This window comes from Jiangella asiatica (assembly GCF_004349065.1).
GTDB lineage: Bacteria > Actinomycetota > Actinomycetes > Jiangellales > Jiangellaceae > Jiangella > Jiangella asiatica.
This window is the reverse complement of the sequence record NZ_SMKZ01000013.1, coordinates 94,708-116,737: the sequence shown is the minus strand read 5'-3', so window position 1 is coordinate 116,737 and position 22,030 is coordinate 94,708. Positions and strand designations below refer to the sequence as shown.

Below are 22,030 nucleotides of genomic sequence, written 5' to 3'. Positions count from 1 at the left end.
TTGCACGCCGGCGATGCCAATGGTAGGCCGAATCGGCCGTGCCCGATTCGGGACGCGGCCGATTCTTACTGCTGTGCGGGGGTCATGCTCCGGCGATGGTTCCGCGGCCTGGGTCGTCGGTATACCCCGTTGCGGGTTTCGTGGGCGTCGCTGCCCGGTCGAGGTCGCCTTCGGGTTCTTTGGCGAAGACGGCGGACCCGATTGTCCACAACAACGCCCCGAGCAGGCCGATCCAGACACCGATGTCAGAGTCGAGCTCGGCAGAGCGTTCCGCGGCGCCGGGGACATCGAGCAGCCAGGCCAGACATTGCAACGTCGCCGCGATGCCGACGGCCATCGAAGCCAGCGACAAGCCACGATGCTGACGCCGGTCGGCCCTGCTGGCGGCGAACAGCAGTGCCGCCGCGAGACCCAACCCCAGGTAGGCTACGAACGGCACCAAGCTGTCCGACTCGTAGCCGCTGAAGCTGTCGTCGTCTTGTGACGCCCAGGTCAAAAACACGGCGATGTTGAAGATCACCACACCGGCCACGGCGACGTAAAGGCCGATGAGACTAGCCTGTGGACGCTCCATGGAAGCGCTTGGGTGCGAGGTACTCATGCCCATCTCCAATTCAGTCGACGGCCCGTTCTGCGCGCCGCCTACCCGCTTCAGCAAGCGGTAAACCTCGCACAGAGAGCATCTGGTGCCGCGCTACTTGCCGTCGACACTCGCACGCTGGTCGATGACACAGGACGTGCACTGGGGTCGGCTGCTCAACCCGGGACTGTCTGAAAAACGGTGGATCTTGGTCTTGGTCTGACGCGCCGAGCAGGGGTGCTTGGCGGGAAGGATTGATCTTGACCGAGACACTGGAGCCCGTGGCGGACCAGGTGGATCAGCAAGCGCTGGCCGAGCAGTTGCTGGCGCAGGCCAAGGAGCAGGGCGTCGATCTGGTGGGCCCGAACGGGCTGCTCAACCAGTTGACGAAGAACGTGCTCGAGACCGCTCTGGAGGCGGAGATGAGCGAGCACTTGGGCTATGAGAAGCACGACCGGGCCGGGCGGGACAGCGGGAACTCGCGCAACGGTACCCGCACGAAGATGGTGCTGACCGAGATCGGGCCGGTCGAGATCGAGGTCCCCCGCGACACCGAGTCCTCGTTCGAACCGCAGATCGTGAAGAAGCGGCAGCGCCGTCTGAACGGGATCGATGAGATCGTGTTGTCGCTGACTGCCAAAGGCCTAACCACTGGTGAGGTCGCCGCGCACTTCGACGAGGTCTACGGCGCAAAGGTGTCCAAGGACACGATCTCCAGGATCACCGACAAGGTCGTCGGCGAGATGACCGAGTGGTGCGCCCGGCCACTGGAACGCGTATATCCGGTGATGTTCATCGACGCTATTCATGTAAAGATCCGCGATGGTCAGGTCACCAGCCGCCCGATCTACGTCGCCATCGGCGTCACCGTGACCGGCGAGCGGGACATCCTCGGGCTGTGGGCCGGCGACGGCGGTGAAGGCGCGAAGTTCTGGCTGCAGGTGCTGACCGAGATCAAGAACCGCGGTACCCAGGACGTGTGCATCGTGGTGTGCGACGGCTTGAAGGGGCTTCCCGAGGCGATCACCACCGTGTGGGAGCTCGCGATCGTGCAGACCTGCATCATCCACCTGCTGCGCAACACGTTCCGGTACGCGTCGCGCCGGTACTGGGACCAGATGTCACGCGAGCTCAAACCGGTCTACACCGCACCTTCGGAGGCCGCGGCCAAGGAACGCTGGAACGAGTTCGCCGCCAACTGGGGGCAGCAGTACCCGGCCATCGTGCGGTTGTGGGAGAACGCCTGGTCGGAGTTCGTTCCGTTCCTGGACTACGACCAGGAGATCCGGCGGGTGATCTGCTCGACCAACGCGATCGAGTCGATCAACTCCCGCTACCGACGCGCGATCCGCGCCCGCGGACACTTCCCCACCGAACAGGCCGCCCTGAAATGCCTCTACCTGGTGACCCGGTCGCTGGACCCGACCGGCCCAGGCCGGGCACGATGAGCCATGAGGTGGAAACCGGCCCTCAACGCGTTCGCGATCACGTTCGAAGGCCGCATCACACCAACCGGAAACTAGCCGATGCCAAGACCGGATCCACCGTTAATCAGACACACCCCGACTCGGTGGGCGCAGCGTGCTGGAACTGTCGTCGACACCGGTGCCGGAAGTCTCCGGGCCCAGGCCCCGACCGGACAGCGAGGAGTCGGCGTGAACCCGGTCCGGCTGGTTCTGCACAGCTTGTTCCAAACGGCCGCTCTCGACCGCAGGCTGTTCGGGTCGTTCGTCGAGCACATGGGACGGGCTGTCTACACAGGCATCTACGAGCCGGGACATCCGGCCGCCGACCGTTCCGGCTTCCGCGCCGACGTCCTGGAACTGGTGCGTGAGCTTGGTCCGACGGTCGTCCGCTATCCCGGCGGAAACTTCGTCTCCGCGTACGACTGGGAGGACGGTGTCGGCCCCGCGTCGGAAAGACCGGTCCGGCTGGACCTGGCGTGGCGCGCACGTGAGACGAACCAGGTCGGTCTCAACGAGTTCGCCCAGTGGTGCCGGCAGGCAGGCACCACGATGATGCTCGCGGTCAATCTCGGAACCCGGGGCGTGGACGCCGCACGCAACCTCGTCGAGTACTGCAACCACCCCAGCGGGACCTACTGGTCCGATCAGCGCCGCGCGCACGGCGTCGCGTCGCCGCATGCCATCACCATGTGGTGTCTCGGAAACGAGATGGACGCGCCCTGGCAGATCGGGCACAAGACGGCGTGGGAGTACGGCCGGGTCGCCGTCGAGGCCGCGAAGGCGATGAGACGCGTCGACCCCGGCATCGAACTGGTCCTCTGCGGCAGCTCCAACAACCGGATGCCGAGCTTCGGAGCCTGGGAGGCAACGGCACTGGAAGAGGCCTATGACCAGGTCGATTACATCTCGCTGCACGACTATTACGAGGGCGACGACGACCAGGTCTCTTTCCTGGCATCGTCGGACGCGATGGAGTCCTTCATCGGCGCCGTCACCGCCACCTGCGACCACATCAAGGAGAAGTTGCGCAGCACGAAGACCATGGGCCTGTCGTTCGACGAGTGGAACGTGTGGCGGCAGACGGAGTTCCACTCGCACGACTCGACCCGCGAGGCGTGGCGCCATGCGCCCAGCCTGGCCGAGGAGAGCTACTCGGTCACCGACGCGGTGGTCGTGGGATCGCTGCTGATCTGCCTGCTCAATCATGCCGACCGGGTACGAATCGGCTGCCTCGCGCAACTGGTCAATGTGATCGCGCCGATCATGACGGAGCCGGGCGGGCCGGGGTGGCGGCAGACGACGTTCTACCCGTTCGCCCACGTCGCCCGGTTCGCCCGCGGCAAAGTGCTTCGGGCCGCCGAGGCCATGTCCGCCGAGCACGAGACCGAGAAGTACGGACGGGTCGCATCCATCGTGAGCGCGGCCGTGTGGAACGCCGACGACGACGAACTCGTGGTCTTCGTCGTGAATCGATCGCCTTGGACAGCTCACCCAATGGAGGTGACCCTGGGCGGAGAATTGGCCGACTACCGGCTGGTCGAGCATCTGGTGCTTTCGCACCCGGATTCGAGCGCCACCAACGTCGCCGGCGCTCCGGCGACGGTGGTACCGGTCAGCCGCCCAGTGCCGGACGGGAACCTCGTGCTGGAACCGGTCTCGTGGAACGTCCTTCGGATGCGTCCGATCGTCGGAAAGGACCGTTAAATGGAAATGCAGCGCGCAGAGTACGACGTCGTGGTGGCGGGCGGTGGCACGGCAGGAGCGATCGCCGCGATCGCGGCCGCTCGCACCGGCGCCCGCACCCTGGTGGTCGAGAAGTACGGCTACCTCGGCGGGATGCTGTCGCTCGGCATGAGCCTGATCGGCGCTCGTGACGCAGAGGGACACTGGGCGCTCGGCGGTGTCGGACGTGAGCTCATCGACGCGCTGATCGCCGCCGGATACGCCACTGCGCCGCTCCCGTACTCCGACTCCGGCACTGTCGCACAGGACCCGGAGATGCTGAAAATGTATCTGATGCGGATGGCGCGGGACGCGGGCGCCGAGATGCTCTTCCATTCAGTGGTCGTCGCCGCCACGACGGAGAACGGCCAGGTCACGTCGGTCACGGTCGCGAACAAGGCCGGCCTGGAGCAGGTGTCGGCGGCCGCCTATGTCGACGCCACAGGCGACGCGGACCTGGTCGCGCGGGCCGGCGGCGAGTTCACGCTCGGGCGCTGTGGCGACAACCTCTCGCAGCCGGTCAGCAACATCTTCCGGGTGGCCAACGTCGATTTCGAGAAGACCTGGCAGTACCTCGAGGCCCATCCCGAGGAGCGGGCCGCTCCGAAGGGCTGGTCGGGCGAGGCCTACACCATGCAGTACATCCGGGAGGCTCCGGGCGCCCACGTGTCCTCCTTCAACAGCCTCATCCGTACGGCGCGCAAGGCCGGTGACTTCTCGATCGACCGCCATCGCATCTGCCTCTACACCTTCCCCGGGCGCACCGACACGGTCGTCAACGTCACGCGCGTGCACGGGGTCGATGGAACCGACCCCAGGCAGGTCAGCCAGGCCGAAGCCGACCTGCAGCTCCAGACGCTCGAAGCGATGAACTTCCTGCGCAAGTACGTTCCGGGCTTCGAGAACAGCTACTTGATCGCACTTCCGCACCAGCTCGGGGTCCGCGAGTCGCGGCACATCTCCGGCGATTACAAGCTGACCCGTGACGATGTGACATCGGGGCGAGACTTCTCCGATCAGATCGGCCGTGGCGCGTACCCGGTGGACATCCATGACGTGACGACCACCGCCGATACGAACGCCCAGGGCGAGCGGGTCACCGGCGGTGGGCTCACAATGCGGCGGATCAATCGGTCGTACGGCATCCCGCTGCGCTCTCTGCTGCCCGTAGGACTGCAGAACGTTGTCGTCGCCGGCCGGGGGATCAGTGCCGACCACGAGGCCGCGGCATCGGCACGGGGCCAGGCCGCCTGCATGGTGATCGGGCATGCGGCCGGCACGGCATCCGCGCTGGCCGTGCAGCAAGGCCGGCCGGTGCGCAGAGTGGACCTTAAGGAGCTGCAGGAACGTCTTCGCAAGCAGGGCGCTATCCTGGAGCGCTGACTCTGCGGATCGCTCCGGTCCCACGGCACCGCTGCTCACGATGCATCGCACCGGTTCTCAGAGAATGGCGGCAGTTCAGAACAGGGCGGCGTGCAGGCGGACGGCGCGCGTTATGTCGTCGGGCGCGAGCGACACGACGGTCAGCCAGGCAGCGCCGGCCGCTCCGTCGAGGGGCGGGGTTACGACGGCGTCCGGCCAGGCCTCCGCCAGGCGCGGCCGGACCAGCCGGGCCAGCGGTGTGTTGGTGGGAGCAGCGACCCGGCCAGCACGATCGGGGTCGGGTCCCCCGCGGCCCGCACCGCCCGCGCGTGCGCGAGCAGGTGGTCCGCCGCCTCGGCGAGTATCCGGTCGGCCTCCGGATCGGTCCCTGCGTGCGCCGTCACCAGCGGGGCCAGCGCCGACAGCGCCACCGGCGGCTTGGCGTGGACCGCCATGACGAGGTCGGCGCCACCTGCCGCGCGACGTCGGGTCGAACTCGGTCACGCCGGTGACGGTCTGCCGCACCGCCAGACCGAGCGGTCCTGGCCGCTCGGGCCGGTCCAGCGCGGCCGGCGTCACCCGTACGCCGGCGCGGCCCATGAAGAACCCGGACCCGAGGTCGCCGAGCAGCCAGCCGTGCACGTCGGCGACCTGTGCCATCTGGCGGCCGGCGAACCACCGGGCTGGCGTCGCCCAGGCGGCCAACAGGATCGACCTCGCATCAGCGAACCTGCGTCCCAGGACACTGGACGTACTCCGCCACTGCGCAGCCGATGCCGCCCGCGTGGTCTCCAAGTGGAACGCATGATCGACGACTTGCGGCGCCGCGCTCAGCCCCGTGGCAGGCCTACCCCAAAGGTGCCTGCGGGCGATCACCACAGCCCAGGCACACCTGCGCGCGCGGCCCACTTCCTGCTCGAGACCGCAGCATGGGACAACTTGACGAGACCGATCCAACCGCCGGCGCGTGCGCCCGGTCGACGCCGCGGACCGCCTCGTCGACGTCGTCAGCGGTGACCCGCAGTTCCCGTAGGCCGTCTTCCCAGTGCCGCCACTGGCCAACCGAGACCGAGCGGCCGTCGTCGGCCTTGACTTCGACGAAGCAGCTGCCCGGGTGCGGGGCCTGGGTGAGCACGAATCGGATGGCTGCCATGCGCCGCCCTGTACCCCGAAACGGTGAGAGGCGACCGTCACCGGAACGTTCGGGCGCGAGCCCCTCCCGTATCGAGCGGTGTGTCAAGGCATCATTGCAGGTCAGGCCCGAATTCCATCAACGCTGAGGCGCGCGCCGATCCGATCTGTGCCCACGCGGTCGGCGCCTCTGCCCGAGATGACCAGCCAGGAATTTCGACGCGCCAACGCGGGGCTAGTCGAACCCATGTTCGCTGTTGTAGGCCTCCGCGAGTTCGTCCAACGTCTCCTGCACCGGGGCATCGTGGAAGATGATGTCCTGTACAGCGGCGGTCAGGTCCGTGTTGAGCTCGCTCCAGTCCTCCGGGTAGTGGACGCTTCTGCCGTGTTCAGCCAGGTAGTCGCGCCAGCTGAGCAGTTCTGGCGAGCCGTTCTCGTAGGTGCTCGCGAGCACGGGGAGCACGCCTGCGTCCGCGGACCGCACCTGGTACTCGCTGGTCAGCTTGGCCTTGATGAACTCCCACGCTTCGTCGGGATGCTCGGAGTTCGCTCCGATCGCGTAGGTCCAGCCTTCGACCAGGGTGGGCACGACGGTCCCCGGCTCGGCACCGGGGATGGGTGCGGTCACCAGGTTCTCACCGACGCCGTCGCCGGTCCTAGCGCTGGCGACGCGTTGGGTTCCGCCGACCGTCATGGCCGCGGTGCCCGCGCGTACCTGTGCCAGCACGTCATCGGAGTTCGTGCGAAGCGCGCCCTCGCCGTAGCCGCCGTTGTCGCGGACCGACAGGAGCCATTCGATCGCCTGGACCCCGGCGTGGCTATTGAACTCGGCGCGGCCGTCTTCACCGATGTACTCACCGCCGAACCCCCACAGGAGCGGGATGAACTTCTCCACCAGGTCCGATCCGGCGAGATCCGTGGACAGCCCGAAACCGAACCCCGTCACGTCACCGGGTAGTTCTGACAGGGCTCCCGCGCTCGCCGCCACCTCGCTCAGCGACGTCGGCGCAGCGACTCCGGCTTGGTCAAGCAGGTCCTGGCGGTACCACAGAACCTGGCCGCGCATCTCGTAGGCCATCGCGTAGATGCTGTCGCCACCGCCGCGGAGTGGCTCCAGCGGGAAGATGTAGTCGTCACCGAACTCGTCCAGCCACGGACCGGCATAGTCGTCGAGCGGCTGGATGCTTTCGGCCGCGATATGCATCGGCACGACCGGGTCGTACACGTCGACCACGTCCGGTCCTCTGCCGGTCGCGCTCGCGCGGATCAGCTCCTCGGCGATCTTGGCGAAGGGGTAGACGGTGACGTTGACCTTGAAGTCCGGGTGGCTTTCTTCGAACACTTCGAGCTGGTCCTGGAACGCCGCGCCACGAGGATCGGTCGTGGATTCCGGGTCGATGACCGACCACACCTCCAGGGTGACGGCGCCGTCGTCGCCCGAGGTGCCGGCGCTGCCGCAGGCGGCCACGGCCACCACACCCGCCACGACACCGAGACGAATCTTCCGGCGAGACAGTCCCGTCGCTGGTCGGAGAGTCATTCTGGACACCTCTTATCCTTTCGTTGCTCCCGCGGCCAGGCCGGCGGTGAGATAGCGGCTGAGGACAGTGAACAAGACGATGATGGGAAGCAACGTGACGACCACCGCCGCCGTCAGCTGCCCCCAGATCACCCCGGTGTCGGACAGGTATTGGTACAGCCCGACCGAGACGAGCCGGCGCTCGTCGGTGCTCACCATCGTGCTGGCGATGAGAAAGTCGTTCCAGATGTTGACGAAAGCCAAGATGAAGGCACCACCGATGCCCGGTCGGAGGATGGGCATCAAGACCCGCAAAAATGCTCCGATTCGGCTGCAGCCGTCTATTCGTGCGGCTTCTTCGATGTCGACGGGGACGCTGTCGACGAAGCCTCGCAGGACCCAGACGCTCGAGGGAACCTGCCAGGCTGCGTAGACGATCACGAGGATCACGAACGTGTCATAGAGACCGGTGGTGACCGCCAGGTAGTACGTCGGTACGAGGATCGCGATTCCCGGGATCATGGTGGTCGTGAGAATGCAGAACAGCATGGCTCGCTGGCCCCTGAACGGAAGCCTGGAAGCCGCGTAGGCGGCCGGCAACGCGCAGACCAATGTGAACAAGACGGCCGCCACGGCCACCAGAAACGTGTTCAGCACGTACCGCGGGAACATCGACTCGTTGAGAACGATCCGGTAGTTCTCGAAGGTGAGGTTGGTGGGAATCCAGGTCGGATCGGCGTTGATGACCAGCGACTCGGGCTTCAGCGAGGTGGAGACGGCCCAGAGGATCGGCGTCAGAGCCAGCACCGAGGCTGCGGCCAGGCCCACGTACACCCAGCGCGACGTCGAGCCGCGCGGCCTACCCCGGGGTCGATCCGCCGCCGTCCGACGCGCCATGGTCGTGTTGCCACGGGCAGTCGCGGAATTCGCCATGGTCATCACTTCTCCGACCTCAGCACGCGCACATACGCCGCGCCGAAGAGGATGTTGAAACCGAACAGAACGATGCTGTATGCGGCGCCGAGGCCGAGATGAAAGAACTGGAAGGATTCTCGGAACGCCTGCAGGCTCAGCGTTTGCGTGGCGCTGTGCGGACCACCGGCGGTCAACGTGTAGACCAACGTGACCATGTTGAAAAAGAAGAGCGTGAGCATGATGGTCACGATCAGTACGGTCGATTTGATGGTGGGTAGTATGACGGACACCAACCTCCGCAGCTTTCCCGCACCGTCGACCTCGGCAGCTTCGAGCAGCTCGCCTGGAACCGTCTGCAGGGCGGCGAGGAACAGCATCGCGGCGAGCGGATAGCTGATCCAGACGTTGGCGAGTATCAATGCGCCCATCGCCATCACCGAGTCGGCGAACGGGTCGAACGAGCCCAGTGGCAGTGGTCCATAGTCGGGATTGAGCAACCACTTCCACAGGAGAGCCGCGACCGTCTGCGACACGACCCAGGGAAGAAAGATGACCGCCCGGAAGGCGGCACGGAAGCGGAAGGGCAGGTTGAGCATCAAGGCCAGGGCCAGGCCGAGTGGAACAGCCACCACCAAGGACACCGAGACGTAGACCAGCGTCCGCAGAATGTCGGCCCGCGCCGCGCTCGTGCCCAGTGCCTGCCGGAAGTTGTCCAAGCCGATGAACTCGCCGATGTTCATGAACTGCGTCTCGAAAAGACTGAGACGGGTGGCGTAGACGATCGGGACCACGCTGACCAGGGCGACGAGCACGAGGACAGGAGCGGTGAGCCCGATCGACAGCGGTGCCGAAGACGACCGCCAGCGGCGTTGTGCCGCCGGCCGGCTGGCTGAGGGCCGGCGCTGGTCGTCCCGCGGATCTGGCGCGTCCGGTGTCTGACCGACTGCCGTCCGCTGTGGCACCGGCGCGCCTCGCGCGCCACCCATCAGCGCGCCACACCCGCGATCAGAGGCTCGCCGACGTCGATGACGGCGTCCTGGGCCAAAAGCGTCTCCTTGGCCTTGTCGTAGTTGAGGTTGCGCGGTTCGACTCGGTCCATCGCCGCTAGGGCGGCGATGGTGCCCGCGGCGTGCCCGGTCATCATGCAGACCGCCTGACCACGGACCGACCCGGCAGCCTCGTGCTCGGCGGAGATCGAGCGGCCGGCGACGACGACGTTGGACAGGTCCACCGGAATGAGGCATCGCATCGGCACACCGTAGGACTTCTCGATCGGGATGATCGTGATTCCGCCGCCACTGACCTTCCGGCCACCGGTGACGACGCCCTCGCCGATGTCGTGGATGTCCAGAGCGTAGGCGGCTCGGCCGATCTGGTCGTCGAAGCTGGCGCCACTGAGGACGTCCGACTCCGTCAGGGCGTAGTGTCCCACGACGTGGCGCGATTCGCGCACACCCAACTGGTACGGGGTCGCGACCACGTAGCAGCCCTCGAAGCCGGGTACGTACTTGCGCAGGAACTCGACCGCGTCCGCCATCTGCAGCTGCGTCTCGACCTCAGCTTGAGTGATCGAATCAGAGTCCGTTCCGTCGACACCGTGCGCCCGCGTGAAGTTGATCCCGACTTCGCGCCGGCCGGGATACGTGTACATCCCCACCCAGGCGCGGGGCACGTTCAGGTCTCCCGCGGCCTTCGCCTTGCGCACGAGTCCGGCGAAGCCCTCGATGTTGATGCCCGGAGTTGTCCGCAGGTGTTCGACCGTCGGCGTGTCCGCGGCCTCTGCACCCTCCACAGACGTCCCGGGCTTGCGCCAGCCCGGCGGGGGCTGGAGGTCGTCAGGATTGTTCTCGAGGTAGTCGAAGGTTCGGTCGATGTCGACATTGCCGACGAGGAAGATCCGCGAGCTGGGCTGGGCGAGCGCGTCGCCGGGTCGCCCGAACGTGAATCGGCCGCCGGCGCGGGCCACGACGTCCGCATCACCCGTGGCATCGACGACGATATCGGCCGGGATCTTCTCCAGCCCGTTCTTGTTGGCCACGACGACCCCGGTCACCCGCTGACCGTCGGTGGTGACGTCCACGAGCGTCGAATGGAACAACAGCTTCGCCCCGGCTTCGAGCGTCATGCGCAGCAGTTCGATGCGGAGCATCTCCGGACTCTGGCCGATGACGGACGCGTACATCTCGCTCAGATGCGCCCGCGTGGCCCCGCCCTGGGCCTCCAGCCGCTGCAGTACCTCACGCCCGGTGCCGCCCAGGGCCCATCGGCCGCTTGCGTCGACGGCGCCGGTGATGCTCATGCCGAACGCGAGGGTGCCACCCAGGTGACCCTGTTGTTCCACGACGAGTGTTCGTGCCCCAGTCCGCGCGGCGGCGATACCCGCGATTGCTCCAGCCGTTCCTCCTCCCACCACGACAACGTCATGACCTTCACGAACCTTGAACGACACGTGAAACCTCCGTATCGACTAGCGGCGGATGGAGTGCACTGGACGGTAGCTAAGCGACGCTGTGAGCGTTAACATCCTCTATGCGGAAAACATCTTCTGTATCCAGGTAGGTTTTTTAAAGTAACGAGTCGTGGTGCCCCCGTCAACGCCTGGGGCCGGACGAGGGGAGGCCCCGCTCTTTCGCGGGCAACCATGTCTCCCCGAGCGGTACACCCGCTCTATCTGGCACTTGGACCTGTCACGCGGTGGGCTGTAGCTGTGGCCAGCACGGTGTGGTCGTGTCGCCTGGGCCGGTCGCGTGTAAGCAGCTCTGGAAGATGTGCGGGTGCTGGATGTCGCAGTAGCGGTCTACGAGGGCAGTACAGCATGTGCGTCGCCGGCGGCCAGCGTGTGGTCGCCGCAGGCTCGCCGCCGCAAATGGGCTGCGAATCCCCCTCCGGGCGCCCGTCTGCCGGCCGGTGCGGGGATGATCCTCCGGTCGCCGTCAAGCACGACTGGAGCTTGGTCGCGTGCGCGAGCACGTTCATGAGTGAGACCCCCTCCTGAATGTGCGCGGTAGGGGCCACCCAATCCGTGAGCGGCGCTCGAGTGAGCGCTGGCATGAATCCGGAGTGGAGCGGGGCATTGAGCATCGAGACGCTGAACGCAGGGACGGTCGCCGCGCACGCACACGATGTGACGAGCGACCGGCTGGGCGCTCACCCGGGCGAGCGCGTCCCGCGCAGGGGCTCCGAGGCCACCGTTACGGAGCGCCGCACGCGTGCGCGTGCGCAGCGCGCAAGCAAGCGCGGCTCCGGCCTAACCCCGCCGTCGAGACGGTTGAACGCGATGATTGCCGGAACGGTGGGCGCACTCGCGATCGGTGCGTTCACGCTCAGCTTCGACGCACTGCGCGAGCTCGCCACGGTCGCCGGGCTCAACTGGTCGATCGCCTGGCTCTGGCCATTGATCGTTGATGAGTTCATCCTCCTCGCGACAGCGGCGGCCGTCGCGCTGCGCGATCGGGGACCGCGCGTCACCTGGTATCCCTGGGCAACGCACTGCACGCCAGCAGCCACGCGAATCGACAAGCGGTCAGCGTCACGGTGGCCAGCATCGTGAGTGCGGTGTCAGCCGTGGCCCTGCTGCTCGCCAGCCACCTTCTGGTGGTCCTGCTCGCCACCGGCAACGCCAGCAAGCGGGGCCGAAAGCGCGCACTCAGCAAGGCGAGCAGCAAAGGACGCCAACACCACGGCGCGCGCGAGCGTGGGCCGCGCAGTGGCTGCAGCCGACCGTGGAGTAGCAGTCGCGGCAGCTCAGGAGGTCTCCGAGTCGAACGAACGCATCCGAATGAGGGCGCCGAGACCGGCAGCCGTGGACCCGAACTCGGCGCGTGGGTCGCCGCGGAGCGGGTTGCTGGCACCTACTCGCAACGGATCAGTCACAAGGTCGCGCAACGTGTTGGCATCGGTGATCAGCCTCTGCTCGATGTTTAGGGCCTGCTGCTCGGCGGTCGTGGCGTCCCTGATGCGCGCCTCAGTCACCTCAAGCTCCTGGTACTGGTCGCTCGCCCGAAGTGAGCCAGATGCCGCAACCGTCCTTGGACCTCTTCCAGTTGCCCGCGGATCCGGTCGGCTTTCTCGGTCTCGGCGAGCACCTGCCGGAGTTTGTTGCGTTCTCCCTTGAACCGGAGCTGTAGTTCCTCGTACTCCTCGTCCCATTCGTTCCTTTGAATCGCCGCATGTCGTCTAGGGTCGTTAGGAAGCTTGGAGGCGACGTGGCAAGTTCGTAGATCTGCTTCTGACTGAAGACGCGGATCGGGGTCGCCGGGCACGCTCGACACCTACCGCAAGCACCTTAAGAATCACGTGCCTCCCGCGTTGGGGGAGGTCCGCCTTGGTGAGATCACCACGCCACTGTTGGACAGGGTGATCGGCAAGATTGGTGCTGATGTCGGCGGGCCGACAGCCAAGACCTGCCGAAGTGTGATCTCCGGCGTCATGGGCCTGGCTGCGCGGCGTGGTGCCGTGCTGGCCAACCCTGTGCGTGAGGTCGAGCACATTGAGAGCAAGGCCAAGCAGGCGCGTTCCCTCACTGATGCCGAGCTGGCGGCTTGGTTGAACGCTCTTCGAGCTGATCCTCGAGCGGTCCGGAAGGAGCTGCCCGACCTGACGCTGTTCATGCTGTCGACCGGGTGCCGCATCGGTGAAGCGCTGGCCGTTCTGTGGGACCAAGTGGACCTGGCGACCGGGACGGTTCAGATCACACACACCGTGATCCGCGTGAGAGGCGAAGGACTGATCCGGAAGTGGATCAAGAACCGTTTCGATCGCGCTCTACAGCTTCCGCTCGTGGCCGTGGCGATGTTGCGTCGTCGGTTCGTTCCCGGTACCCAGCTCGACCGCCCGGTGTTCCCTGACAGTCGTGGTGGGTTCCGTGATCCCTCCAACACCAGTCGTGACATCCGGCTCGCCAGAGGGCCGGCGGCGATGGAGTGGCTGACCTCGCACGTGTACCGCAAGACCACGGCAACGGTCCTCGACGACGCGGGCATGTCGGCGCGACAGGTCGCGGATCAACTCGGTCACGCTCGCCCGTCGATGACACAGGACGTGTACATGGGCCGGCGGGTGCTCAACCCTGGCGCTGCTGAGGACCTCGATGGCATGTTGAACAAGGCCGCGAGTGAGGGAAAACTGTGAGAAAAGTGTGGCCTCTTGGGCGGTGCTGGGTCGGCCTCGCGACGATGACCTGGGGGAGTGGCTCCCGCACCTGGACTCGAACCAGGAACCCTCTGATTAACAGTTCCGGGCGCGCCGTGCTGGCGTGTGTCGCGCCGTGTCGCAACCGTCCGTTGACGTGCGCGAACGTTCCTCACCGGGTCCAGTCCGTGAGGCTCCGTCTCGCTGGGGAGTGAGAGGTTCCCCAGCGAGACCCCAGCACCCCCTACCCCCTCCGACTTGAACGCGGGCGCCCGTGGAGGACGCTCTCCGGCCTGGCATCCGGGTCCGGTGTCGGATCATTCGGGTTCGATCATGGTCTGGGCATGGGACGGCCCCACGCACGCCGGGGGAGGATGCGCGGGGCCGTCGTCGGTGGGTCGCCGGCTACTCGTTCGCGGCGGCTTCGCGGTAGGCGGTCAGTGCGGTGCTGAGGTCGTCGAGCCGGTCCAGCGCGGCCCGCAGGTCCGCCGTCGCAGCCTCGACGCTGGCGGCGGCCATGTCGGCGAGCTCGCGCGCGACGTCGCTCATCGTGCCCACCGTCCGTGTGCGTCGGCGAGCAGGCCGGCCAGCTCGCCGACCTGGCCCCAGTCGAGCGGCGCCGCGTGGTAGCGGGCCGGCCGCGACGCCGCGACCGTCAGCACCAGGGCCGGCGCCGACGTCGCCGACTCGACGGTGACGGCAACGCTGGTGACCGATGACGTCCGGTCGAGCATGACCTCACCGACGTAGTGACGGTGCCGGCCACGGTGGCCGGCGGGCTCGTCGCACCAGCGGGCGCCGGTGCACTTCTGCGGGTCGCTCGACTGCGTCACGAGTCGACCTCCATCGCGGCCGTCCGCAGCGCGTGCACGACGACGCCCCACGAGCCGGTGCGCGACGGCTCTATCTGGCCGAACGTGACGACGAGACCTTCGTCGTCGTAGGTGAGCGTGACCTCGGCCTGCAACGCGGCGTCGTAGACGATCCGCGGCCGGCGCTCGGCGGGTAGGTTCTGCATGGGTCCGTCCCTCCAGTCAGGGATGTGATCAAGAGCCCCGTCTGGTGCTGACACACCGGCGGGGCTCGCCTGTGCCTTGATCAGCACACTACCCCCGGGTTACCTAGGGAAGCCAGGGGTAGACCGAGGATGGAGTCATGGCCGACAAGGTGGTGTACGTGCGCCCCCGCGACGAGTGGCTGTGGCAGTGGGCCAGCGACTACGCCGAGCGCACGCGCCGGCCGCTGTCCGGCGTCGTGCTCCTGGCGCTGGAGAAGCTGCACGATGAGGTCGAAGGGCCAAGGTCTCACGGCAGCGAGGAGTGACCCATTCCTGTCAGCCTGCGCTCTGCCACGTTCCGCCCGCGCTCGTAGCGAGTCGGCGGTTATGTCCGGTGGTTGCTGTACCGTGCCGCCTCATCGCTGGACGCGAGGGGGCGCGATGACGGCTGGAGAGTGGTTCGTAGTAGTCGGTACCGGTCTGCAGCTCGTCAGCATCGCTGTGCTCTGGCGAGTGCTGCATGGCGTGATCCGGAAGGTTAGAGCGTGGCGCGCCGAAAAGCCCGGGGCGCGAGTCGAGATCAGCGACATAGCGCTGACGAGCGGCGAGCTGGCCAGGGTGAGTTACTTGACACGAGTCCACGGCAAGCGCCTTGACGCGCTGGAGCAGCAGACGCGTTCGCTGGTGGCTGGGGTCGAGCGGCTGCGCGAGCCTCACCCTTGGGACGTCACAGGCGGTGTTCTGCTCGCCGTCGGGACCGTGTCGAACCTCACGGGGTCGTTGCTCATTGCGCTTCAGTAGGCAACGTCGCCACATCGCCCGACGTTGTCCGAGATGCAGCAGGTTCAGCCGGCGCTGACCCCCGTGCCCGCCACCGACTGGGACACGCCAACCCACAGTGCAGCCAGCGCAGACGCCGATCCGTGCCTCGCGGTCCGACACTGGTCACATGGACAACCCAGCGACAACCCAAGACGGGCACCAGGCCGACGACGACCACAGCACCAGCGTCGACAACCTCTCCGCGGTGGCCAGGGCTGCACGCGCGGCCCAGCTCCGGGCGTCTGGGCTGACCTGGGATGCGATCGCGGCCGAGTGTGGATACGCGAACAAGTCCAACGCCTACCGGGCGGTGAAGTCGCACTTCGACGAGATGCCGGCGTTCGAGGTCGATGACCTGCGGCGATTGTGGGATGAACGGGTCGAGACGCTGTGGCGGATCGCCTACATGGACGCTCTGAAGGGTAAGGCCGGCGCGGTGACGGCGGCGGTGAGGGTCGCTGAGCGAGCGGCCCGGCTGCACGGCCTCGACGAGCCCGCCGAGTTGTCGATCAACCCGTCTACCAGGGAGCTTGAGGAGTGGGTCGCGCAGATCGCCGAGCACGAGATGGCGTGGCTGCCGGTCGAGGCGGACGTCATCGACGGGGAGCTGGCCGGCGAGCTGGACGACCCCGGCGAGTGAGGGACCCGTGGCCCAATCCGGGGCCGGTTAGCTTCACAAGCAACGTCGCCGCCAGGTTGCTTGTGAAGCTACCGGTAGGGTCCGGGGCATGCCTCGACCGAAGCCCGACGAGCCACAGAAGATCATCAGCGTTCAGGTGCGGGCGGCCGCCGACGAACGGGTCCGTCAGGAAGCCGCCCGCGCCGGCGTCACCGTCTCAGCGATGTACCGGGAGCTGTTCCGGCTGGGCCTCGCGGCGTACCGGCGCAGCGGCGCGTAGTCACCACCGCAGGCCGCTGGTGGCCGCCTCCCGCTCCCGCTCGGCCTCGACCGCCCTCCGGGTCGCTGCGGCCTCCCGCTCCCGCAGCAGCCGCGCGAACACCCGCGCCTTGGCCTCGTCGGGCGCATCCTGCGGGTGCCGCCCCCAGGACTGGACGCGCAGCTCGTGCAGCGTCTCCCGCGGGACGTACTCGAACGGCCGGTCGGTGCCGGTGTAGTCGCCACGCTCGACCTCGATGAACGCCCTCACGTTCAGCCGGTCGCCGTCGCCGAGGTAGGGCTTGCGCAGCCCGGTCATCAACATCAGCAGCCGTGACCGCCAGCCGGGGTCGTGCTTCGACGGCAGGCCGCCCCACCTGTACGCGCCCGCGCAGTCCTGGCACAGCGACGCCCGGCTGCCGTCCGCGAACCGCCACGACTGGCCCAGCTTGGTCCACCTCGCCGACGTCCGCACGCCGCACCAGCCGCACCCACGGCCGGTGCTGGAGCGCCGCAGCCGGGCCGCGCGCTGTACGTCCCGGCGGTGCTCTGCCAGGGCGTCAGCGAGCCGCTGGCGGTCCTCGTCGCCGAGGAACGACCACGGCTCGGCCTCGGGCACGTCGACCGCGCTGGTGCCCTCCCAGCGCCAGTAGAGCGGCACCATGCCGTACGCGGCCTCGCAGGCCGCCACGGCCTCCGCGTCGGTCACCCGCTCGTCGGTCACCCGCTCGCCGATGATCGCCCGCACGATCTCGCCCGCCGTGCGGGGCGCGTCCGGGTGCTCCCGCCACCCGCCGACCACTCGGCCGACACCGGGCTCGACGGCCTGCCCGGTGATCCTGCATGGCGTCGTCTCGGTGGTGCGGGCTTCGTAGTCGTAGGTCCCGACGCCAGACGGCCCGATGATCCCCGGCGTGGTGTGCGTGACCGGAGGCAGGCGGCGCCGTGGGCGCCTGGTCGGCTGCTGGGCCGCTGGGGTATGGATCGGCGCCGCCGCGGTCTGTGCTGGCGTGGACGGCGCCGTGGTCGTGGTGGCCGGCGTCTCGGTCTTGGCCGCGGTCTTCGCGCGCCTGCGGTTCCTCTGGCTCATGATCGATGACTCCTCTACTCGCACGTTGGGTGACGGATCGCGGTGACCGCGACCGGGTGACGGATGATCAGGTCCGCGACGGCGCCCAGGCCCACGACCTTGCTGCACACCGCGCATGCCCGGCCGACCGTGGCATCGGGACTCCACAGCTCGCGCTGAGCGCAGCTCCAGCACCAGCACGCGCGCGCCACGGCATCGACGACGAACACGTCACCGGGCCGCACGTGAGCGCACGCGAGCGGGAGCTGGCCGACCTCGCGCCAGTGGCGCAGCATCGCGCCGATCGCAGCGAGCGCTGCCGGTGGCGGCATCCCGTGCGGCGTCAGCGGCTCGATCACGGCGCCTCCTCATGGTCGGTGCCCCCGCACGCTGGGCACGTCAGCACGAGCCGCGCTTGGCCCGTGGCGGCCCGCTCGATCCGCTCCACGGGCCGTGGACGCGGGCAGTCGTCGGGATGGTCGACGAGCCGGGCGAGCTTCAGCGCGTGCAGCCGCTCCTTGCCGTAGCGGCGGCGCCGGTCGAACTCGCGGCGAGTGGCGCGCAGCCGCTCGCGCCGGGCGGCCACCTCGTCGACCTGGCGCTGTACGCGGCCGTCGGCGGCCAGCTCATCCATGATCATGTTCTTCCTTCGTCGGGCCGGACCCAGCGAAGCGGTCCGGCGAAGCTGACGGGGCGGATGCCGCAGCCGGCGGCGCAGCTCCACGTCGGCGCGGCTCGGTCTCAGAACGGCGACGACGACGGACAGCACGACGGCCGGCGGGCTCGCCTTCCGCCTCGCTCTCCTCGTCGCTGCTCTTCACGACGAGCAGCAGGTGATGCAGCTCGCAGTACGCGACGACCGCGGGCCAGTGGCGGTTGTCGAGGACGGCGCCGCCGAGCAGCCAAGACCGGCTCCAGACGTCGCCGGCCACGGCCCGAGCGATCGTGGTCGCCTCGGAGCCGATGATCGTGAACCGCGGCCTCGTCGGGTGCCGGATCACGAGGATGTCAGGACCGCGGCGTGCGCGGCTCATGACCGGCTCCGTGGTCGCCGGAATCGGAGCGCCCGCGAGCGGTCGCAAGAAGACTCATAGAGGGGCGTGACATCGGTGCAGGTCACAGCATCGGCGCCGGAACCTGTAGTTCCGCTTCCCGGAACCTGTGGTTCCGCCTGCGCAGCAGAAAGCGGAACCTGTAGTTCCGCCCCCGGCTCGACGACCAGGGCGTTCGTGCACGCGCTCACGCTCACCTCCTGCGCCGCGTTCTCGCGCCGATGCCGTGGTAGCGGCAGCCCCGCGTGCCGGTGCCGTTGCTGAGGTGATCGGCGGGGAAGTGCAGGCACAACGTGCTGCTGTCCTTCTCGATCACGCCGTGCTCCTTCAGGGTTCGGACCGCCTTCCGCACCGCGCGGTCGCTCACCGTCGTGACCACCTCGCCGGTGAGCGGGTTCATGACCGTGAGGAGCCGCGCCAGCTCCCCGGAGGTGAACTCGGCGTGCCCGATCGCGTTGACCCGCTTCACCGCAAGGTCGATCAGCCGACGCTCGATAGACCCGACGGCAAGCAGGACGTCGGCCAAGGCCGTCCCGTACTTCACCCAGGACGTCACCGGTGGCCCCCCAGCAGCCCCACCGGCCACGGCCGGGCACGACGTCGGGCCTCGGCCCCGCGGCGCCTGTACAGCCGCCTGGCGGCGCGCTGGCGGGCTAGCCAGCTCGACGGCGACCGGCGCAGCACGGCGGCCAGCCAGTCGCCGTTGTCAGAGCTCATGAGTAGAGTCGCTCCTGTCTGCATCGTGAGGGCGCCGGCTGGCCACAAGCCCGGCGCCCTCGTGCTTTCCCGGGCGCTGCCGCAGCGCGGCCGCGAGGCTGCTCCTGGTCACGTACGGCTGGCCTTTTGCGTCGACCACGACGACCAGGCGCAAGGCCGACAACGCGGCGTCGAGCGGCACGACATCCGGCTCGTGGTCGAGCTGGGCGGCCACCTGGTCAGGTCGCACCACGCACCCTCGCCCGGGCGCGCAAGGCCGCCGCGCGGTCTCGGCGCCGCTGGGCGCGCTGCTGCTCGCCGTACAAGCGCTGGCAGGAGAGCTGCAGCGCTGCCCGTCGAAGCTCCGGCGTCGGCGGCCATGCCGAGGTGGACGACCACAACCGGAAGTACTGCATGTTGCTGAGCGTGGCCCGAGCCCATCCGAGGCTGCCGGGTGCCGGCTGGCGCGTCACAGGGCGACCCCGAGGAAGGCCGCCAGGTCGGCGGTGACGACGCGGAGCCGGCCGCCGAGGCGGTGGACCTTGACCGGGAAGTCGTCGGTGCGGGCCAGCGCGTAGGACGACTGCCGGCCGATGCCGAGGAACCGGCCGGCAGTCACCACGTCGATGGTCGCGGGAAGATCGCGCAGCTCATCCGCTGCGAGTGGCTTGGTACTGGTCATGCATCCAGCGTGCCGACGCTTGCTGAAAGATGCCAGCCGGTATTTACTGGACCTGTGACGCGCACCCGAAAGTCGGAACCCCGGTGGTGGGAGGTCGACCCCGATGGGAAGGCGTGGTTCCGGCGCCCGCCGTGGGGCCGCGGCTGGTACGGGCAGCCGGCCGACGATGACCCGTCCGCGAAGACGTTCGAGCCGCGCGACGTCGTCCACATCAACGATCCCGCGGCCGGCGTCACCTATCAGCTCGACGTCGAAGTCGTCGACGGCGTGCCCCGCATCCGTGGGCTCGCCTTGACGGTCGCCCCGGGCCGCTACATCGATGCCGCCGCCCTGCGCCGGATCCCCGTCGCCAGCCTCGCCCAGTACGCCGCTGACAGCCTCGCCGGCGCCGGGACCTCGCTGGCCAACCCGGACGACCAGAAGCCCAGCGTCGACACCGTGGCGGAGGCGGCATGGCAGGCGTACCGGGCCGGGCGGCCGCAGCGCCACGCCGTCGCCGAGGTGTTCGGGATCTCCGTCCGTACAGCCGACTGGTGGCTCACGCGGGCGCGATCGACAGAGGGAGTGAGCATGCCGCCGAAGAGAAAGCCAGGCCGACCGAGGAAGGGCCAGGATCGATGAGCACGAAGAAGCCAACCGGTGTGACGCAGCGCCACCGCACCAGGTGCGCGAAGTCGGGCCGCTGCGGTTGCCCGTGGGCGTTCGAGGTCGAGTTGCCGGCCGGCGCCGACGGCTCGCGCCGCCGCGTCACGAAGTCCGGGTACGCCGGCCAGCGCGAGGCGAAGAAGGCCCGCGACGCCGTGATCGCTGAGGAACGGAGCGGCACCCTGACCGACGACCGCTCGCTGACCGTGGCCGTGTACCTGCGGCGCTGGCTCGCCCGCAAGGTCGACACCGGCAGCATCCGCCCGGCCACGGTCGCCAGCTACACGCGGCACGTCGAGCTGCTGGTCGCCGAGATCGGGCATCACCGGCTGCACGAGTTGCGCGCGCACCACATCGAAGCCGGCTACCGGAAGATCGCGAAGGCGAACCCGGCGATGGGGCCGGCGTCGCTCGTCAGGCTGCACGCCACGCTGCGCTCGGCGCTACGGGCCGCGGTGAAGCGGCGGGAGGGCCTGACCCACGACCCGTGCCAGCACGTCGAGCTGCCCAAGGCGCGGCGCCCCCGCGTCCAGGTGTGGTCGGTCCCGCAGTGGCAGACGTTCATGAGCTGCCCGGCCGTCGCCGAGCACCCGATGAAGCCGCTGTTCGAGGTCGCCGCGCTGACCGGGATGCGCCGCGGAGAGCTGGTCGAGCTGCAGTGGTCAGACATCGACCTGGCGGCCGGCGTGGTGACCGTGAAGCGTCAGGCCGTCGTCGTCGGCCACGAGGTCATCGTCGGGCCGCCGAAGACCGCCAGCGGCGATCACCGGCTGGTCGACCTGGACGCGGGAACCGTCGAGCTGCTGAAGCGGCTGAAGCGCTCCCAGGCCCGTCAGCGGCTCGCGCTGGGGCCGGCGTGGCTGGACGACGAGGGGCACGTGTTCACCCGCGAGGACGGCGCACCGTGGCATCCGGAGCGCGTCACGAAGACGTTCGTCCGGCTGGCCAAGGCCGGCGGGCTGGAGCCCTGCAGGTTCCACGACCTGCGGCACCTGCAGGCGTCGCTGATGCTGGCGGCCGGCGTCGAGGTCGGCATCGTGTCCAAGAGGCTCGGCCACTCCACCGTGACGCTGACGAGCGACACCTACAGCCACCTCATGCCGGGCGTCGGGAAGGCCGCCGCGGAGGCGGCCGCGGGGCTGCTCTCCGACGCTTCGAGCGGCTGACCCCAGCGAGACCCCAGCGAGAAGGCCCCGGCGACGTGCCGGGGCCTTCGTCGTGTTGGCGTGTTTGCGCTGGTGAGAGGCTGGCTCCCGCACCTGGACTCGAACCAGGAACCCTCTGATTAACAGTCAGATGCTCTGCCAATTGAGCTATGCGGGATCGGGCGAACCGAGTGGTCCAACCGACGGTGAACCTTACCAG

29 protein-coding genes, 1 tRNA gene and 1 pseudogene are annotated in these 22,030 nt (G+C 68.3%); 11 read left to right on the top strand and 20 right to left on the bottom strand.

Annotated elements, in window-relative coordinates; translation table 11 throughout:
* Positions 1-82: 82 nt before the first annotated feature.
* Positions 83-658: a hypothetical protein gene (locus E1269_RS11425; RefSeq protein ID WP_131894475.1), complete on the bottom strand. Its 576-nt coding sequence runs from the start codon at positions 656-658 to the stop codon at positions 83-85.
* Positions 659-840: 182 nt separating this feature from the next.
* Between E1269_RS11425 and E1269_RS11420 the strand changes: the two are divergent.
* The 3 genes and pseudogenes from E1269_RS11420 to E1269_RS11410 form a co-directional block, all read left to right on the top strand.
* A pseudogene (locus E1269_RS11420) lies at positions 841-2,025 on the top strand (IS256 family transposase); the annotation flags it as partial.
* An 81-nt stretch (positions 2,026-2,106) separates the two neighbouring features.
* The gene (gene arfA, locus E1269_RS11415) at positions 2,107-3,750 is read left to right on the top strand and encodes an arabinosylfuranosidase ArfA (RefSeq protein ID WP_131894473.1); all 1,644 of its coding nucleotides are present in this window, start codon (positions 2,107-2,109) and stop codon (positions 3,748-3,750) included.
* Positions 3,751-5,151 carry an FAD-dependent oxidoreductase gene (locus E1269_RS11410; RefSeq protein ID WP_131894471.1) on the top strand — a complete coding sequence of 467 codons (1,401 nt, stop codon included), beginning with the start codon at positions 3,751-3,753 and terminating at the stop codon, positions 5,149-5,151.
* 179 nt (positions 5,152-5,330) lie between these two features.
* Here E1269_RS11410 and E1269_RS11405 read toward each other — a convergent pair whose 3' ends face one another.
* From E1269_RS11405 to E1269_RS11385, 5 genes are all read right to left on the bottom strand, one after another.
* Positions 5,331-5,585 carry a hypothetical protein gene (locus E1269_RS11405; RefSeq protein ID WP_131894469.1) on the bottom strand — a complete coding sequence of 85 codons (255 nt, stop codon included), beginning with the start codon at positions 5,583-5,585 and terminating at the stop codon, positions 5,331-5,333.
* 911 nt (positions 5,586-6,496) lie between these two features.
* Positions 6,497-7,747, bottom strand: a complete 1,251-nt coding sequence (locus tag E1269_RS11400; protein WP_162606362.1) for an ABC transporter substrate-binding protein — start codon at positions 7,745-7,747, stop codon at positions 6,497-6,499.
* Between the two features lie 66 nt (positions 7,748-7,813).
* On the bottom strand, positions 7,814-8,614 hold the full coding sequence (locus E1269_RS11395) for a carbohydrate ABC transporter permease (RefSeq protein ID WP_203433364.1): 801 nt from the start codon (positions 8,612-8,614) through the stop codon (positions 7,814-7,816).
* Positions 8,615-8,718: 104 nt separating this feature from the next.
* Positions 8,719-9,657: a carbohydrate ABC transporter permease gene (locus E1269_RS11390; RefSeq protein WP_162606361.1), complete on the bottom strand. Its 939-nt coding sequence runs from the start codon at positions 9,655-9,657 to the stop codon at positions 8,719-8,721.
* A 23-nt stretch (positions 9,658-9,680) separates the two neighbouring features.
* Entirely contained in the window at positions 9,681-11,105 is a 1,425-nt protein-coding gene (locus E1269_RS11385) for an FAD-dependent oxidoreductase (protein WP_162606360.1), read from the bottom strand.
* A gap of 663 nt (positions 11,106-11,768) precedes the next feature.
* Between E1269_RS11385 and E1269_RS11380 the strand changes: the two genes are divergently transcribed.
* Positions 11,769-12,245, top strand: a complete 477-nt coding sequence (locus E1269_RS11380; RefSeq protein ID WP_162606359.1) for a DUF2637 domain-containing protein — start codon at positions 11,769-11,771, stop codon at positions 12,243-12,245.
* 194 nt (positions 12,246-12,439) lie between these two features.
* Here the strand turns inward: E1269_RS11380 and E1269_RS11375 are convergent, their stop codons facing one another.
* On the bottom strand, positions 12,440-12,667 hold the full coding sequence (locus E1269_RS11375; RefSeq protein WP_131894457.1) for a hypothetical protein: 228 nt from the start codon (positions 12,665-12,667) through the stop codon (positions 12,440-12,442).
* A 324-nt stretch (positions 12,668-12,991) separates the two neighbouring features.
* On the opposite strand from E1269_RS11375, the gene E1269_RS11370 reads away from it, so the two are divergent.
* Entirely contained in the window at positions 12,992-13,825 is an 834-nt protein-coding gene (locus tag E1269_RS11370; RefSeq protein WP_131894455.1) for a site-specific integrase, read from the top strand.
* 405 nt (positions 13,826-14,230) lie between these two features.
* Here E1269_RS11370 and E1269_RS32210 read toward each other — a convergent pair whose 3' ends face one another.
* The 3 genes from E1269_RS32210 to E1269_RS11360 are packed head-to-tail and all read right to left on the bottom strand — an operon-like array spanning position 14,231 to position 14,843.
* Complete coding sequence (locus E1269_RS32210; protein ID WP_162606358.1) at positions 14,231-14,374, bottom strand: hypothetical protein; 144 nt, start codon at positions 14,372-14,374, stop codon at positions 14,231-14,233.
* Complete coding sequence (locus E1269_RS11365; RefSeq protein WP_131894453.1) at positions 14,371-14,658, bottom strand: hypothetical protein; 288 nt, start codon at positions 14,656-14,658, stop codon at positions 14,371-14,373. Before E1269_RS11365 ends, E1269_RS32210 begins: the two co-directional genes overlap by 4 nt.
* Complete coding sequence (locus E1269_RS11360) at positions 14,655-14,843, bottom strand: hypothetical protein (protein WP_131894451.1); 189 nt, start codon at positions 14,841-14,843, stop codon at positions 14,655-14,657. The genes E1269_RS11365 and E1269_RS11360 overlap by 4 nt, the downstream gene beginning before the upstream one ends.
* Before the next feature lie 137 nt (positions 14,844-14,980).
* On the opposite strand from E1269_RS11360, the gene E1269_RS32205 reads away from it, so the two are divergent.
* The 4 genes from E1269_RS32205 to E1269_RS32200 all read left to right on the top strand — a co-directional run bounded on the left by E1269_RS32205 (position 14,981) and on the right by E1269_RS32200 (position 16,543).
* Positions 14,981-15,148 carry a hypothetical protein gene (locus tag E1269_RS32205; protein WP_162606357.1) on the top strand — a complete coding sequence of 56 codons (168 nt, stop codon included), beginning with the start codon at positions 14,981-14,983 and terminating at the stop codon, positions 15,146-15,148.
* 115 nt (positions 15,149-15,263) lie between these two features.
* Positions 15,264-15,623 carry a hypothetical protein gene (locus E1269_RS11355; protein ID WP_131894449.1) on the top strand — a complete coding sequence of 120 codons (360 nt, stop codon included), beginning with the start codon at positions 15,264-15,266 and terminating at the stop codon, positions 15,621-15,623.
* Positions 15,624-15,771: 148 nt separating this feature from the next.
* Positions 15,772-16,284, top strand: a complete 513-nt coding sequence (locus tag E1269_RS11350; protein ID WP_131894447.1) for a hypothetical protein — start codon at positions 15,772-15,774, stop codon at positions 16,282-16,284.
* Between the two features lie 88 nt (positions 16,285-16,372).
* Positions 16,373-16,543 (top strand): hypothetical protein, encoded by a 171-nt coding sequence (locus E1269_RS32200; protein ID WP_162606356.1) that lies wholly within the window; start codon positions 16,373-16,375, stop codon positions 16,541-16,543.
* On the opposite strand, the gene E1269_RS11345 is transcribed toward E1269_RS32200, so the two are convergent.
* From E1269_RS11345 to E1269_RS11315, 9 genes are all read right to left on the bottom strand, one after another.
* Positions 16,544-17,611 (bottom strand): hypothetical protein, encoded by a 1,068-nt coding sequence (locus E1269_RS11345; protein ID WP_131894445.1) that lies wholly within the window; start codon positions 17,609-17,611, stop codon positions 16,544-16,546.
* A 14-nt stretch (positions 17,612-17,625) separates the two neighbouring features.
* A complete protein-coding gene (locus tag E1269_RS11340; RefSeq protein ID WP_131894443.1) occupies positions 17,626-17,949 on the bottom strand; it encodes a hypothetical protein in 324 nt (107 codons plus the stop codon).
* The gene (locus E1269_RS11335; protein ID WP_131894441.1) at positions 17,946-18,230 is read right to left on the bottom strand and encodes a hypothetical protein; all 285 of its coding nucleotides are present in this window, start codon (positions 18,228-18,230) and stop codon (positions 17,946-17,948) included. The genes E1269_RS11340 and E1269_RS11335 overlap by 4 nt, the downstream gene beginning before the upstream one ends.
* Positions 18,217-18,624 (bottom strand): hypothetical protein, encoded by a 408-nt coding sequence (locus E1269_RS11330; protein WP_131894439.1) that lies wholly within the window; start codon positions 18,622-18,624, stop codon positions 18,217-18,219. Before E1269_RS11330 ends, E1269_RS11335 begins: the two co-directional genes overlap by 14 nt.
* Positions 18,625-18,835: 211 nt before the next feature.
* Positions 18,836-19,198: a hypothetical protein gene (locus tag E1269_RS11325; protein ID WP_131894437.1), complete on the bottom strand. Its 363-nt coding sequence runs from the start codon at positions 19,196-19,198 to the stop codon at positions 18,836-18,838.
* Positions 19,195-19,359 carry a hypothetical protein gene (locus tag E1269_RS32195; RefSeq protein ID WP_162606355.1) on the bottom strand — a complete coding sequence of 55 codons (165 nt, stop codon included), beginning with the start codon at positions 19,357-19,359 and terminating at the stop codon, positions 19,195-19,197. The genes E1269_RS11325 and E1269_RS32195 overlap by 4 nt, the downstream gene beginning before the upstream one ends.
* Positions 19,349-19,573 carry a hypothetical protein gene (locus E1269_RS11320; protein ID WP_131894435.1) on the bottom strand — a complete coding sequence of 75 codons (225 nt, stop codon included), beginning with the start codon at positions 19,571-19,573 and terminating at the stop codon, positions 19,349-19,351. Before E1269_RS11320 ends, E1269_RS32195 begins: the two co-directional genes overlap by 11 nt.
* 4 nt (positions 19,574-19,577) lie before the next feature.
* Positions 19,578-19,754 carry a hypothetical protein gene (locus tag E1269_RS32190; RefSeq protein ID WP_162606354.1) on the bottom strand — a complete coding sequence of 59 codons (177 nt, stop codon included), beginning with the start codon at positions 19,752-19,754 and terminating at the stop codon, positions 19,578-19,580.
* Between the two features lie 53 nt (positions 19,755-19,807).
* Positions 19,808-20,020: a DNA-binding protein gene (locus E1269_RS11315; protein WP_131894433.1), complete on the bottom strand. Its 213-nt coding sequence runs from the start codon at positions 20,018-20,020 to the stop codon at positions 19,808-19,810.
* Between the two features lie 54 nt (positions 20,021-20,074).
* Between E1269_RS11315 and E1269_RS11310 the strand changes: the two genes are divergently transcribed.
* Together E1269_RS11310 and E1269_RS11305 are read left to right on the top strand one after the other, a co-directional pair.
* The gene (locus E1269_RS11310) at positions 20,075-20,641 is read left to right on the top strand and encodes a hypothetical protein (RefSeq protein ID WP_131894431.1); all 567 of its coding nucleotides are present in this window, start codon (positions 20,075-20,077) and stop codon (positions 20,639-20,641) included.
* Positions 20,638-21,831 (top strand): tyrosine-type recombinase/integrase, encoded by a 1,194-nt coding sequence (locus E1269_RS11305; protein WP_131894429.1) that lies wholly within the window; start codon positions 20,638-20,640, stop codon positions 21,829-21,831. The genes E1269_RS11310 and E1269_RS11305 overlap by 4 nt, the downstream gene beginning before the upstream one ends.
* A gap of 81 nt (positions 21,832-21,912) precedes the next feature.
* Here the strand turns inward: E1269_RS11305 and E1269_RS11300 are convergent.
* Positions 21,913-21,988, bottom strand: a tRNA-Asn gene (locus E1269_RS11300).
* Between the last annotated feature and the right edge of the window lie 42 nt (positions 21,989-22,030).

What these genes read in the sequence shown, in the direction of transcription:
- E1269_RS11360 (WP_131894451.1), bottom strand. Translation starts at nt 14,843, where the DNA reads ATGCAGAACCTACCCGCCGAGCGCCGGCCGCGGATCGTCTACGACGCC.
- E1269_RS11405 (WP_131894469.1), bottom strand. Translation starts at nt 5,585, where the DNA reads ATGGCGGTCCACGCCAAGCCGCCGGTGGCGCTGTCGGCGCTGGCCCCG.
- E1269_RS11305 (WP_131894429.1), top strand. Translation starts at nt 20,638, where the DNA reads ATGAGCACGAAGAAGCCAACCGGTGTGACGCAGCGCCACCGCACCAGG.
- E1269_RS11335 (WP_131894441.1), bottom strand. Translation starts at nt 18,230, where the DNA reads ATGATCATGGATGAGCTGGCCGCCGACGGCCGCGTACAGCGCCAGGTC.
- E1269_RS11345 (WP_131894445.1), bottom strand. Translation starts at nt 17,611, where the DNA reads ATGAGCCAGAGGAACCGCAGGCGCGCGAAGACCGCGGCCAAGACCGAG.
- E1269_RS11350 (WP_131894447.1), top strand. Translation starts at nt 15,772, where the DNA reads ATGGACAACCCAGCGACAACCCAAGACGGGCACCAGGCCGACGACGAC.
- E1269_RS32200 (WP_162606356.1), top strand. Translation starts at nt 16,373, where the DNA reads ATGCCTCGACCGAAGCCCGACGAGCCACAGAAGATCATCAGCGTTCAG.
- E1269_RS32195 (WP_162606355.1), bottom strand. Translation starts at nt 19,359, where the DNA reads ATGAGCTCTGACAACGGCGACTGGCTGGCCGCCGTGCTGCGCCGGTCG.
- E1269_RS32190 (WP_162606354.1), bottom strand. Translation starts at nt 19,754, where the DNA reads ATGCAGTACTTCCGGTTGTGGTCGTCCACCTCGGCATGGCCGCCGACG.
- E1269_RS11410 (WP_131894471.1), top strand. Translation starts at nt 3,751, where the DNA reads ATGGAAATGCAGCGCGCAGAGTACGACGTCGTGGTGGCGGGCGGTGGC.
- E1269_RS11330 (WP_131894439.1), bottom strand. Translation starts at nt 18,624, where the DNA reads ATGAGCCGCGCACGCCGCGGTCCTGACATCCTCGTGATCCGGCACCCG.
- E1269_RS11315 (WP_131894433.1), bottom strand. Translation starts at nt 20,020, where the DNA reads ATGACCAGTACCAAGCCACTCGCAGCGGATGAGCTGCGCGATCTTCCC.
- E1269_RS32210 (WP_162606358.1), bottom strand. Translation starts at nt 14,374, where the DNA reads ATGAGCGACGTCGCGCGCGAGCTCGCCGACATGGCCGCCGCCAGCGTC.
- E1269_RS11355 (WP_131894449.1), top strand. Translation starts at nt 15,264, where the DNA reads ATGACGGCTGGAGAGTGGTTCGTAGTAGTCGGTACCGGTCTGCAGCTC.
- arfA (WP_131894473.1), top strand. Translation starts at nt 2,107, where the DNA reads ATGCCAAGACCGGATCCACCGTTAATCAGACACACCCCGACTCGGTGG.
- E1269_RS32205 (WP_162606357.1), top strand. Translation starts at nt 14,981, where the DNA reads ATGGCCGACAAGGTGGTGTACGTGCGCCCCCGCGACGAGTGGCTGTGG.